Raw genomic sequence first — 13,083 nt, 5'->3', positions numbered from 1 at the left:
GTCCAAGAGCTCGCGGGAGCATGCAAGTAAGATAACCTCACGCGACGGATGTTTGCTAGTCAAGCCTTCCGCGCGAGTCGAAATACCAACCCACGGGATGCTCCATGATCCGGTTTTCCTTCCGCTGTGTCGCCTGTTTCCTGATGTTCATCAGCATGATCCTGCTATGTTCGTCCCAGCTTCGTTCGAATCCGGCCCCCCCTTCCTCCCCTTTCGAAAGGGAAACACGTGACATCGCAGGCTGGCAAGTTCACGTGGCCAAAAAGTTGCTGGAGTCCGAAGCCGATGCCACCGCGAAAGCTCTCGCTGGCCTGAAAAAGATGCTGGATGAAGTCGTTCGAGTCCTGCCGGCCCCCGCCGTCGACGAGTTGAAAAAAGTACCATTGTATCTTTCCCCTTCCTACAAACCCGGTCGGAGCGGAGCGGAGTTCCATCCCGGAGCAGGTTGGCTGCGAGAGAACGGGAGGGACCCGGCCATGGCGCGAGGAGTCGAGTTTTCCGGCGTCGAGAACTTCGAAGCAGAAATGAAGCGAATGCCAAACTTCGCGTTGCACGAATTGGCACACGCCTACCATTTTCGATTCCTTCCCCGAGGATTTCAAAACGAAGAAATCCAAAATGCCTTCTCGAATGCTAAGAGCCGCGGCATTTACGAGCGCGTCGAGCGTTCCTTCGGGAATGATTCTCCCAACACGTTCGAGCGAGCGTACGGGATGAGCAACGCCATGGAGTACTTTGCCGAAACGACCGAAGCCTACTTTTCTCGCAACGACTTCTACCCCTTCACGCGAGAGGAGCTTCAAAGGCATGACCCCGCCATGCATGCGCTCCTCGAAAAGCTTTGGGGCGTTCGGGCCTCCCCTCCCCATTCGCCGTGACCCATCACCCATATTCTTCATCCGATGAAAAACCATTTGATCTTTCATGCCTGCAGTCTCATTGCATGCCTGTTTCTTTCTACGCTTGCAACCGCGCAATCATCTGCACCATCATCCGCGGATACCGAACCGTGGTTGACCTATCCCGGTGGAAATGGCCCGGGAGAGGGGAAACGCATCGTGCTCATTGCAGCGGAACAAGAATACCGCAGTGAGCAATCCATGCCGATGTTGGCGAAGATCCTTTCCAATCATCATGGGTTCGACTGCACGGTACTCTTCGCTGTCAACGATCGCGGTGAAGTCGACCCGACTTTACCTGTCTATCCGGAGAAAGGAAAAGAGTCGGAGTTCCAGGAACATCACATCCCAGGCTTGGAACAGCTAGCGACCGCGGATCTGGTTATCTTCTTCACTCGTCTTCTTACCCTGCCGCAAAACGAACTTCAGCACATTGTCGATTATGTGGATTCCGGCAAACCGTTCATCGCCTTGCGCACGGCCAATCACGGTTTTCGCGGCCCACTCCCCTATAAAATCGACGGGAAGCAAGTCCGCTGGGGCGAAGATATTCTCGGCGGGACCTTTCTCAATCACCACGGACGTTGGCATGCCGACTCCACGCGAGGGTTCTTCGATAAAGACCACTTGCAGCATCCCATCCTCACCGGGGTCTCCGATATTTGGGGGGATTCGGATGTTTACCGTACCTACAAAGAAGGAACGAGTCTGCCCGCAGATTGCTCGCCTCTCGTCTGGGGACAGCCCTTGATGGGCCGCAAACCGGACGACGCTCCCAATGAGAAACTAGAGCCTCTCCCAATTGCTTGGGTTAAAACTTGGACGACCAGCACGGGAAAGTCTGCACGCGTTTTTCATTGCACCATGGGGAGCGGCGTGGACTTAAAGAACAAAGGACTTCGCCGCTTGATCGCTAACGCAATCTACTGGGGACTAGAGATGGAAGTTGCTATTTCCGAGACTCGCAGCGTGGACATAGTGGGCTCCTACGAGCCCCTCGAGAGCGGATTTCATTACAAGGCGCTGGGCGTACAACCCCGCCCCATCTCCTATTACAAGTAAAGAGTTTCATCCCATGATCTCTAACAAACTCGTGAAGCAACCATGATGAGACTTTGGATGTTGATCGCGTCCCTCGGCGCATTCGTCAGCTCGCTGGCATTCGCCGGAGATCCTTCGCTACCAGGCCACCACCCCTTGACCCAAACTCAGGCGGGAAGTGTTCTAATATCAGAACTTCGATGCGCCGCTTGCCACTCGGGTGCACCAAGTAGTTCATTACCTGAGAAGACAGCCCCTGACTTGTCGCAAGTCGGGAGCCGAATCCGACCGGAGTACCTACGTCGCTTTTTGGAATCACCGCAATCGGCACATCCAGGGACGACGATGCCCGATCTGTTGGCGTCGAAACCGGAATCCGAGCGGCGAGAGATTGCGGAGGCAATCACCCATTTCCTGGTCGCGCAATCCAAACCAGCGGCCGCTACGGCCTCGACAGCCAAGCCTGACAAGGAAGCCGGTAAATCGCTATTCCATTCCGTGGGGTGCGTCGCATGCCATGGCCCCCAAGACGCCGATCTCGCTGCGAAACGAAGCAGCAATCTTCCTGAAGAAGAAGAGGAGGAGGAAGAAAACGAAGACCCCGTTCTGGTTGCAAAGAAAAAGATCAAACCCAATGCAGTCCCGCTCGGGCATGTTGGCGAGAAGTACCGATTGAAATCGCTGCAAGCCTTTCTGTTTCAACCTTTGCTCGTTCGTAGCTCGGGGCGCATGCCTGACATGAAGCTGACAGAAGAGGAAGCGATGGCGATCGCCAGCTATCTGGCCGATGAACCAGTCGAATCGGATGCTTGGTTGGTTCCGTCTGCATCCCTCGTCACAGCGGGTAAAGAATACTTCGAGTCCCTCAACTGCACCGCATGCCATGCCTTGCCTAGTATGGAACCCAAACCGTTGGTCGGTTCCTTGGAGTCGGCCGATCTTTCCAAGGGATGTTTATCGACAAACCGTGAAGGAATCACCGCTAAACATAGTCCAGTGTTCAGCCTAAATCCCGAACAACGGTCCGCGATCATCGCTTCACTTCGTGAAAAAGAGCCCGCCGATACGGACCAGATTGCGATCGCAAAGCATCTCACTGCGTTTCGCTGCATCGATTGTCACGTTCGAGACGGCTACGGAGGTGTCCACGATGCCCACAATGGATTCTTCAAAGGGAGTGAATTGAATCTAGGGGACGATGGACGCATCCCTCCACCTCTTACGTTGGTGGGAGCCAAGCTTCAACCTGCGTGGATGAAAAAGGTCCTCTTGGATGGCGAAAGCGTTCGTCTGTACATGAGCACTCGAATGCCACAGTACGGAGATCGTAATCTTGCGCACCTCCCTGGTCTCTTTCGCCGAGCAGATGTTTTGGATGGCCCGGAACTGAAAATACCCAAACCGGAGAACCGCGAGGAACAGGAACGGGAAAAGGAGAAAATCGTTAGGGCAGCGGGGCGTGAACTGCTTGGGGACAAGGGGGCCAACTGTGTTGCTTGCCATCGATTCAATGGAAAAGCCGCCAATGTCAATCAAGGGATCGATCTATTAACCAGTTACGAGCGGCTGCAGCCGGAGTGGTTTTATCGATATGTAAAGAACCCAGGGGCCTTTCGACCTCGTACTGTCATGCCAACCGCTTGGCCCGATGGTAAAGCAATCTACACTCATATTCTGGATGGAGACACCGACCGACAGATCGAGGCCATTTGGTACTACCTTTCACTGGGAACATCCGCCGCTGACCCGAGTGGGGTGCGAGCGCAGAACACGAAATTGAAAGTGAACGACATCGCGCAGATTCACCGGGGGCGAAGCCGAATCGCAGGCTTTCGCGGTATTGCGGTTGGCCTACCCGAGAAACTGAACTACGCCTTCAATGCAGAAACAGGGACGCTATCGGCCATCTGGATCGGTGACTTCGTAAACGTCAACTGGAGCGGACAAGGCTCCGGTGATTTCAATCCAGCGAGCGATCCGATTGCATTTCCACAGGATGTTTCGTTTGCCGCCCTTAAGGATGAAAAAGCCACCTGGCCGTTGCTGCCGGTGATGACGAAAGAGGCTCCTACGAATCCAGATCCCCTCTACCCCAAAAACGTCGGTTATCAATTCCGCGGCTATTTTCTCGACGAAGCTTTTATCCCAACGTTTCAATACCGAAGCGGACCTATCCGCATCGACGATCGTTCTCAAGCGATCTCGAAAGACAACAAACTCGTGTTGCGTCGGGTTATGCAATTGGAATCAGAGAGTCCCCAAATCATTTGGTTCCGGGCATGGCGAGGTCCCATCGAGCGGGAGTCCGATCATGTTTTCCGAAACGAACGAATCCGAATCACCCTACCGGATGCCGAAACAGTGATGAGAAGTGACTCAGGCCATTCTGCGTGGCAAGAATTACTGCTGCGATTGAGTATTCCACAAGGCAAGTCAACATTGGAGATTCAGTATGAACCGATCAAAAAGTAAATGCTGGATTGCCAATGCTTGTCGTTGGTTCGGTGGCATAAGCGTATTGGCCGCGTTCGTGGCTTGGATTGTCATGCCTGGCTCGCTCCTGGCTGAGGATGTCGGCGAACGCTGGGGAACCGAAGAGCGGGAGCGCGAATACTATCCCATCGTGAACATTCCAATGCCCAAAGAGTCGGTCATTGAAGCCGGCGCATTTGCGACGCTTCCCGATGGACGAATCGCGGTAGGAACTCGTCACGGTGAGATTTATCTATTGGATGGGATCGACGCCACGAAGCCCAACCCCACCTACCATCGATTCGCGTCTGGGTTGGACGAGATCTTTGGTCTAACCTGGGAGAACAATTCGTTTCGTGTCACCCAAAGCTGCGAGCTGACACGCGTACGCGACACGAATGGAGATGGCGTGGCGGATCGATTCGAAACCCTGTCGGATGATTGGGGGTATGCGAATTATCACGAGTATGCGTTTGGTTCGAAACCGGATCGGGAGGGGAATCAGTTTGTTGCGCTAGGTCTTTCGGCCTCCTATCATTCCCATGCTTGGAATCGTGGTTTCATCATGAAGGTAGCGCCCGATGGCAAGACGACCGCATTCGCAAGCGGTCTTCGCAGCCCTGGTGGCATCGGGTTCGATGAACACGACGCGCTCTTCTATGTAGAAAGCCAAGGACCTTGGAACTGCTCATGCAGCTTGAAGGCGGTTGCCCCGCAAAGCTTCCACGGGCATCCGGCCAGCTTCCATTGGTACCCGTACTCGCCCGAGTTGGGGCCCGTTCCGGAGATGCCAAAACCGGGAAGCCGGATTGCCGTTGAAAAGAAACGAATCCAACAACTGACCCCCTATGCCGTGATCTTCCCGTACATACGCATGGGGCGATCCGTCACGGCATTCAGCGTTGATCGCACCGAGGGGAAGTTTGGTCCATTTGAAAATCAGATGTTCCTCGGTGATTACACGCAATCCATTTTGATGCGTGCGACAACCGAACAAATCAATGGCGTCTGGCAGGGGGCTTGCTATCCGTTCCGCGAAGGGCTCTCGACCGGCATTCTCAACGTGGAGTTTACACCGGAGGGCAACCTGATTGCCGGTGGAACCAATCGCGGGTGGCCCGTTCGAGGCATCAAGCCATTCGCGCTCGAGCGACTGGAGTGGAGCGGAAAAATGCCGTTCGAAATCCAACGTATCACCATCGAACCAGATGGTTTCCAAATCACCTTCACAAAATCTGTTGAGCCGATGACAGGTGGTTCGCCGGCATCGTACGCGATCTCGTCCTTCACCCATCCCTATCATGGCGCTTACGGTGGACCGGAGATCGAGAAAAAGACTCCTGAAGTCAAAAAGGTAGCATTGGCTGCCGATGGACTTTCAGCCAAGATCACCTTAGAAGAGCTTGAACAAGGTTTCGTGTACGAGTTCGACTTAGTCCGATTGCGTTCGCGCGACAACGAAGAACTCTTGCACCGCAACGCTTTCTACACAGTCAATGAAATCCCCTCCAAGGCCAAGGTACTCGTATCGACGAAGGCAGTCGCGCAGAAGGACTTGATTCCAGGAGAAGATCGAATCGATACACCAGCCATTTCGGATGGGCTGAGTGTTCATAACCTGTTTCAATCCAATAGGGTCGTTCAGAGAGACAGGCCGATCCCCGTGTGGGGTTGGGCTTCACCTGGCGAAGAGGTCACTGTGACCTTTGGCAACGAGTCGCGAGTGATCAATGCTGCGGCAGACCGAACTTGGAAGGTAGAGTTCTCTCCCATGCCAGCCAGTACCGAACCACGAACGATCATGGTCCAAAGTAAAGATGCTAAGATCGAACGGACCGGAGACGAGATCTTCCTTCCCGCGTCAGTATCAGTGGAATGACTTTTTCAGCCAGCATTTTCGACAAGGCTACTGGGATGTTTGCTCACCGGAAACGGTACGAGACATGTCTGGCATTGGTTACGTTTTTGGTCGGCGCATCCACATGGCAACCCGAGTTCCCATCGGAATCATGGACGTTTCCCGAGGAGGAACAACGCTTGCTACCTGGACGCCTATCGAAGAACTAAGAAAGATCGATTCGCCAGAACTGCAAAGCACAGGTTAAACCCATCCCAACGAATCGCATACGTCCGACCGAATTGGCTCCGGGCCCCGCGGTCGACATGAATCGGCCGGGCAATCTGTATGCCGGAACGATCTCGACGATTGCGGGCCTACCCGTCAAAGGGGCCATCTGGCATCAAGGCTACAACGATGCTTTGCAACCGAACGGCCACAAATTGTACGCTGCTGTCTTTCCTGAAATGATCAAGGCTTCGCGATCGCAGGTAAGGACGGGCGATTTCAACCGGCGAAAGCCCAATGGCTGGACAAGAATGAAGGGAAAGGTGAACCGAATTGGGAACGCTCCCACATCGTCCTTTCTAGCGAGCTAATTCCTGAGCCGGTTTACTTCCGATATGCGTGGGCTCGAAACCCATTGGAGAATCTGAAGTCAACTGAGAATGCCGGACTCCCCTTCGATACACAGCGCAATGATTCGTTCTCGCTTGCCGACATGTTCGAGATCTACACAGGAAAGAAAACGGCAACGTCTGGGGTAATCAGCTCCAAAGAGTCGCGGGAGCTTGTTCAAACCCTCCAAGCGGAAGACAAAAAACGTCGAATCCTCGAAGCGAGAAAATTGTTAGATGAGAAGCTCGGTTTTCGTCCCGCCAGGGACGGCAGAGACTAGCCCAGCACTTCAGTGCTAGGTAAGGAAATAGCCCTTGAAAGTCTTTGACATCCTCAGGTAAAGCAAGACGATTACGACTTTCCCGAGATCCCCTCCTGGAAAATTACAGGTTAGCTCCGAAGGAACCAGGCAATTCTCTCGGCATCTCACATTGCTTTCCATGTACATCGATTTCCAAGTGATCGAGTGCTGCCGGACATGTGATCGATAACCTAGGGCTTCGGGAGCAATCAACTACTCCTCGGATTGCATGGGAGCAGAACACTAATCGTCGCTAATCAACACTAATGAAAGGCAACAGGATTGTCTTGGTTTTGATTAGTGTGAATCAGTGGAGATTAGTGTTCCTGCTTTCTCAAGACGCTGAACATTCTCAAATCAAGACTGGTGCGGATCGTCGCGATGTTGACTCGGATGACGATGAAATGCGATGGCGTCTCGGAACCACCGAGCGAGTACAATCAGTCAGGCGATAACGAGGACGAGCACCGCAAAGCTGAGCACGAGCACGACGAAGAGCCAGAATTGTGTAAAGGATGCCCGTTGCGGAACCCTCCCCACACCACCGTACATGTATGCATGTTGAACCAACTGCACTTTGGTGAAAGATCTGAGCCCAAGACACTTAGCTGCACTGTAAATACTGAACGATTGCAGCCAAGGCAGCTATCACGAAGGATAGGCTCTACGGAGCTTGGCTGAGAAGTTGAAGAAGTTCTGCAACAACAGCGGGGTTTGAGTCTGCATGGTTGGTCGTTTCTTCTGGATCGGTAACGTAGTCGAACAACTCCACCTGGGAGGGCTGTTCTCCCTTTTGCTTTGTCACAATCAGCCGCCATCGATCCGTTCGTATTGTGCGTTGTCCACCACCCCAGAATCCAACCGCAGGCTTCTCGGTATCGACGCTTGGGTCCGATAGCTGCGGCGTCAAACTTCGACCGTCGAGAGTGGCGGGTGACTTTAGACCACAAAGCGCTGTTAACGTGGGGAACAAGTCAACTGTTTCGACGATGGCATCGCAACGGGTACCGGGCTGCTTGATTCCCGGCTGACGGATCATAAGTGGGGAACGCAATGCATCCTCGTAAAGGCAATGCTTGCCCCAGATAGCATGTTCACCCAATAGAAATCCATGATCGCTCCAGACCACCACGATTGTGTTTTGATCGAGTCCTAATCGCTTCAATTCATCGAGCACCCTTCCTACTTGGGCATCCATGTAACTCACGCAAGCAGCATAGGCGCGTCGCAGTAGCCTCGCATATTCGGCATCGGTATCAGGATCGAGACCTGGCTCGCGCCCATAATTGCCACGCAGCTCCCCGCTTTTGTGCCAGCCCGATGGCCACGTGGGCTTCGTCGCAGCCAGTGGATTCAAATCGGGTATGCCGTCTGCATGAAGGTCGTACCAGCGCTTCGGTGCAGCAAATGGCAAATGGGGTTTAAAGAAACCGACTCCAAAGAACCAAGGCTCGTTTTGGTTGGACAACTCCTGGAGTGTTTGGATCGCTTCCTGAGCCACCCAAGCATCCGGGTAGGATTCATCTGGACCATCCTTGGATTCCCAAGGCAAGGACTTGCCGGGTCGACGGCGTGCACCATCGGCATATCCATGCATGATGGCTTCCGGACTCTCCCACGGCCCGTTGGGGATCCAAGCGCGGTCCCACGCGCCGGGTAGCTCTTCAGGCCCCTCCAACCAATCCTTTCCCGTTCGTCCACCAGGATGATGCGTGATCTTTCCCAGTGCCAATGTCTTGTATCCCGCTCGACGAAAGGTAGTCGGCAGACTCTGGTTCCCCCACTCTTTGTGAGTCTGAGCGATTCCGCCGTTATTGACCTGGGAAGCCACGGTCGGGTACCGGCCACGGAGAAGCGCACATCGCGAGGCGCCGCACGTTGGCACTTGAACATAGTGCCGAGTAAACACCCTGGCGGTTTTCGCAAAGGCATCGAGCTGTGGTGTCTTTGCGTAAGGAACATCCATCGATCCAAGATCGCATCGTAAGTCATCGATTGCGACGAATAAGACATTGGGGCGATCAGCGCTGTAAATCCGCCCGCCGAAGGAATGGAGACATGACACCGCGAACAAGCAACTCAACATGACCGATCTCATTCACAGCCCCCCTAACTTTCGTGCTGGAAATACAACCAAGCGACTCTTAGAAATTGAAGTAGTAATGACCTGCGAGTGTCCCATGGCTTGGTGAGCGACAAATCACGACCTGCATTCCCTTATCTAACTCCCGACGATTCGGATTTGCAAAGTATTCATTGTCATCGAAAAGACGTTCCTTGGGAATTCTTCTCTGGAAATCTCGTACGTACGGCAAGTTCTTATCAATCCTCTCGAGTTTCCAACGATCCTTAATCAATTCAAAAAAGACATCGCAGTCATCGCATTGAAACACGTACTCATCGTAATAGATCTCGTACACTGTCAGGCGCATAGCAAACGCCTTCGTATCGAGATCCTGACTATTCAACTCCTGGAGAAATTCAGGCCAGTCCTTTCGCTCCAGTATCGCACGGTTAGCGAGATAGTGCGGTGGTTCATAGCTAGTACAACTTCGAATTCCGAGGATCGATAGCGAAAGCATGACCAAGTAAAAGACCAGACCAGCAAGGTCCCTTTTCATCTGGAGGTTATTCCATCAGTGGGTTGATTCCACAGTCGCCACGGATCGTTCAATCGCCGCATCTCGTCAAGGAGCAGCGTTTGCATTTCAGCCAGCTTGTCGGCGTATTTGGGATCCGAAGCGAGATTCAATTGATGGGGCAATGGATTCGCACCCGTTAGGGCCTTCACGATTGGATTGTGATGCTCGACGAGGAACTCCTGTGGATTTTCTTTCAAATGGAAGAGCTGGGTTTCGCGAACTTTGCCATCCATGACGTCGTATTGAATTAACTTCCAATCCCCTTTCTTGACCGCTCGCATCCCTGGCTTGGTTCCACCGCAGTAAACACCGTAGAGCGTATCGCGAATCGTTTGTTGTTGTCCGACGAGAACCGGCTTGAAGCTTTTTCCTTCGTTGGTTTCAGGAGCGGGAATGCCTGCCAAGTCGCAGAGGGTCGCGAGAACATCGTGTAGATAGACGTTTCCTTCGGCGCGGCTACCGGCCTTAATCCCTGGCCCCTTCACGATGAGGGGGACACGCCAAGTGTGTTGGTAGAGATTTTGCTTTCCCTGCAAGCCATGTCGACCAATCGCCATCCCGTGATCTGCGGTGTAAATGACATACGTATTGTCCAATTCCCCCATCGCTTCGAGCTTGGACAAAACACGTCCTATTTGGATGTCGATGTTTTCACCGCACGCGAACTCCCGCCCCAGTTCGTTACGGATGGTCTGCTCGTCTCGTCGTTCCCATACGCCGCTCACGGCAACTTCGTCACGCAATTTGGGATGACCATGTGGAAATGGATGAGCGGGAAGGTAGTTTGCAGGGAGCTTGGGTTGTTTTGGATTCGCAGGTGGCGGAGTGGATTTATCTGTGTGATTGGTCGCGCCATATTTGGCCAGCAACTCTGGTGAGCCATCTCGTTCATCGTGGGGATGCGAGAAACCGAAGTAGATCAAGAAGGGTTTCGTCTCCTTCGACGATTCACGCTCTTTGAGATAGTCCATCACTCTATCACCATGCCACGGGCTACCCGTCTCCGGTGTACCGCCTCGTTTGGTGGCATCATGTCGCACGGTGAAAAGTTTGTTTGCTGCCTCGTAGCTATTCCCCTGTTTGCAAGTGCGCATGGTTGCGTATCCGGCGCGATTGAAGACAGCGGGAATGGTCTGCTGTTCCAGGTCGGGAGGGCAAAGTCCTTTTTGCAACGCTTGCGGAGCGGTGGGCAAATGCCAAACCGTCCGCCCGCTCATGATCATGTGACGCGATGGGGTGCACACGGCTCCCATATTCGCCCCCATATGATACGCACCGTCGAGCACCATCCCTTCGCGAGCGATCCGATCGATGTTCGGTGAATCCAACGACGAATCCTGGTTGTAGCACTTGAGATCCCAAGGGGACTGGTCGTCTACCAGAATGAAAAGAATATTCGGACGCTTCGCATCGCCGGCGACAGCCGTTGTGCAACATGCACTCAAGAGCACCAGGAAAGAGAGGAAAAGTCTCATAGTATTGGATCTCTACGTTATGGAGTTGGGAGGGATATTGGGAAGGAATCATTCTTGAGATGAAATCCGAACGACAATTTTTATATCTAGTCGAGCATTCCAAAGGGGGCCTTCACCTTGACATCGTTGGCTTGCTCCGTCCCTGGTGTACTGCGACCTCGCTCGATGAAGCGTTTTAACAACTCCGACAATCTCGCAACCACATCGGGTTCGTGCTTAGCCAAGTTATTGGATTCCTCTGGATCGGTTTGCATGTCGTAGAGTTGTGGAGAGGTTGTTGTTCCTTTCGACCAGCCCCCGCTCCCGTTGCACAAGCATAATTTCCAACGCTTATCGCGGATTGCAAATTCCCCTTGAATGCTATGGTGGACGATCGACTCCCGAACCGCTGGTACTTCCTTACCAAGCAGTGTCGGTAAGAAACTTACGCTATCCTCACCGGCGGTATCAGGCAGCTTATGCCCAACGATTTCTGCACATGTCGCGAATACGTCGGTAAGGCAGATCAGTTGATCGCTGTGTATTCCTGGCTTCACTTTGCCTGGCCAACGAACGAATAGCGGAACACGATGCCCTCCATCCCAGATATCCGCCTTGTACCCTCGAAAACCCGCGCTGGCGAAGTGCCCTGCCGCTTCCAACTTTTCGGTATCCGCTGCGGGAGAACAACCGTTATCCGAAGAGAACAGCACAAGCGTAGTGTCCGCGATCCCTTGCTCATCCAGTGCCTTGAGCACGTCAGCTACGATGGCATCGGTTTGCATGACAAAGTCCCCGTAGTCACCCAAACCACTTTCACCTCGCCAACGATCGCTCGGTACGATGGGTGTATGGGGCGAGGTGAGAGGAAGATAAAGGAAAAATGGAGACTCCTTGCGCGAAGACGCGATGTGCGATTCGATGAATTGGACCGCTCGCTGTCCCAATCGTGGCAACATATCGACCGTCTCGATCATCTCGATAACACGATCCCCCTCGATCAGCGAGGACATCGTTCTCGCGTTGGAGCAGCCCCAGAAGGTATCGAAGCCTCGTGCGATGGGACCACCTAGAATCTTCGCTCCGACGGGGAGTCCGTTTTGTCCCATCGCCTTTCCTCCTTTGACCGTTCGGGAGTCGGACTGAAAACCTAAGTGCCATTTGCCGATGCATGCGGAAACATATCCGTGGCCACTTAACATTGCTCCCAAGGTGAATCGGTCTTCTGCAATAAGAGGTTCGTCATTTCCTCCGTCGAGTACACCTTTCTGCAATCGCGTGCGCCATGCGTACCTACCCGTCAGGAGCCCGTAGCGTGTTGGAGTGCAGACGGATGATCCGCTGTGCGCATCGGTGAATACCATTCCATGTGTAGCGAGGCGATCCAAGTTAGGTGTTTGGATCTTTCCTGTCCGTGGATTGAGGCATTGCACATCGCCGTATCCCAGATCATCAGCCAGGATCAATACGATGTTCGGATTCAGGAATTCCGTTGCTATGGCGATGTTGCAAGAGACCGCTGCGAACATAACCAATGCGAGCCATAGCTTGACCGTTCTCTTCATCACTGCCCCACAATTGCCGTAACGACTCGTCGTTTTTTCCTCGTTTCTGAGCCTGGCATTCTAGCATCCTCCCAGCATGCTGTTCCCCTTTTGCGCAGCCGGATCCCCCGCGCAGTACCGTTTCGCGTTGGACTTCTCACTATCGGACCGAGGAACACACCAAGAGCGTGACGAGAGCATTATGCGCGTTTTGACGGAACACGCTTCGAGAACGTGCAAGAAAACGTCATGTCGCTCCTTTAAGCTGTGGTTCC

At 53.4% G+C, this 13,083-nt stretch carries 9 protein-coding genes; 5 read left to right on the top strand and 4 right to left on the bottom strand.

Translation table 11 applies throughout. From position 1 onward, the window contains the following. Positions 1-104 precede the first annotated feature (104 nt). The 5 genes from SH467x_RS12635 (at position 105) to SH467x_RS12615 (ending at position 7,147) form a co-directional block, all read left to right on the top strand. Positions 105-878: a M90 metallopeptidase family protein gene (locus SH467x_RS12635; RefSeq protein ID WP_482367473.1), complete on the top strand. Its 774-nt coding sequence runs from the start codon at positions 105-107 to the stop codon at positions 876-878. A gap of 24 nt (positions 879-902) precedes the next feature. Beyond that, complete coding sequence (locus SH467x_RS12630; RefSeq protein ID WP_482367472.1) at positions 903-1,961, top strand: ThuA domain-containing protein; 1,059 nt, start codon at positions 903-905, stop codon at positions 1,959-1,961. A 42-nt stretch (positions 1,962-2,003) separates the two neighbouring features. After that, positions 2,004-4,412 (top strand): hypothetical protein, encoded by a 2,409-nt coding sequence (locus SH467x_RS12625; protein ID WP_482367471.1) that lies wholly within the window; start codon positions 2,004-2,006, stop codon positions 4,410-4,412. Continuing rightward, entirely contained in the window at positions 4,393-6,291 is a 1,899-nt protein-coding gene (locus tag SH467x_RS12620) for a DUF7133 domain-containing protein (RefSeq protein ID WP_482367470.1), read from the top strand. Before SH467x_RS12625 ends, SH467x_RS12620 begins: the two co-directional genes overlap by 20 nt. Before the next feature lie 601 nt (positions 6,292-6,892). Then, positions 6,893-7,147 (top strand): hypothetical protein, encoded by a 255-nt coding sequence (locus SH467x_RS12615; RefSeq protein WP_482367469.1) that lies wholly within the window; start codon positions 6,893-6,895, stop codon positions 7,145-7,147. 685 nt (positions 7,148-7,832) lie between these two features. Here the strand turns inward: SH467x_RS12615 and SH467x_RS12610 are convergent. From SH467x_RS12610 to SH467x_RS12595, 4 genes are all read right to left on the bottom strand, one after another. Beyond that, positions 7,833-9,254 (bottom strand): sulfatase, encoded by a 1,422-nt coding sequence (locus SH467x_RS12610; RefSeq protein ID WP_482367468.1) that lies wholly within the window; start codon positions 9,252-9,254, stop codon positions 7,833-7,835. A 58-nt stretch (positions 9,255-9,312) separates the two neighbouring features. Then, positions 9,313-9,789, bottom strand: coding sequence for a hypothetical protein (locus tag SH467x_RS12605; protein WP_482367467.1), 477 nt, complete (start codon positions 9,787-9,789; stop codon positions 9,313-9,315). Next, positions 9,786-11,285: a sulfatase family protein gene (locus SH467x_RS12600; protein ID WP_482367466.1), complete on the bottom strand. Its 1,500-nt coding sequence runs from the start codon at positions 11,283-11,285 to the stop codon at positions 9,786-9,788. The genes SH467x_RS12605 and SH467x_RS12600 overlap by 4 nt, the downstream gene beginning before the upstream one ends. Before the next feature lie 86 nt (positions 11,286-11,371). Next, positions 11,372-12,829, bottom strand: a complete 1,458-nt coding sequence (locus SH467x_RS12595) for a sulfatase family protein (RefSeq protein WP_482367465.1) — start codon at positions 12,827-12,829, stop codon at positions 11,372-11,374. Between the last annotated feature and the right edge of the window lie 254 nt (positions 12,830-13,083).

Origin of the sequence: Brakhagea slesvicensis (genome assembly GCF_052161625.1) — a bacterium.
GTDB lineage: Bacteria > Planctomycetota > Planctomycetia > Pirellulales > Pirellulaceae > JBKCUI01.
Note: the sequence above shows the minus strand (reverse complement) of the source record. Positions and strands in the feature narration are given on the sequence as shown.

Coding starts and splice junctions, on each gene's coding strand:
- SH467x_RS12605 (WP_482367467.1), bottom strand. CDS start 9,789: ATGAAAAGGGACCTTGCTGGTCTGGTCTTTTACTTGGTCATGCTTTCG.
- SH467x_RS12610 (WP_482367468.1), bottom strand. CDS start 9,254: ATGTTGAGTTGCTTGTTCGCGGTGTCATGTCTCCATTCCTTCGGCGGG.
- SH467x_RS12625 (WP_482367471.1), top strand. CDS start 2,004: ATGATGAGACTTTGGATGTTGATCGCGTCCCTCGGCGCATTCGTCAGC.
- SH467x_RS12635 (WP_482367473.1), top strand. CDS start 105: ATGATCCGGTTTTCCTTCCGCTGTGTCGCCTGTTTCCTGATGTTCATC.
- SH467x_RS12620 (WP_482367470.1), top strand. CDS start 4,393: ATGAACCGATCAAAAAGTAAATGCTGGATTGCCAATGCTTGTCGTTGG.
- SH467x_RS12600 (WP_482367466.1), bottom strand. CDS start 11,285: ATGAGACTTTTCCTCTCTTTCCTGGTGCTCTTGAGTGCATGTTGCACA.
- SH467x_RS12630 (WP_482367472.1), top strand. CDS start 903: ATGAAAAACCATTTGATCTTTCATGCCTGCAGTCTCATTGCATGCCTG.
- SH467x_RS12595 (WP_482367465.1), bottom strand. CDS start 12,829: ATGAAGAGAACGGTCAAGCTATGGCTCGCATTGGTTATGTTCGCAGCG.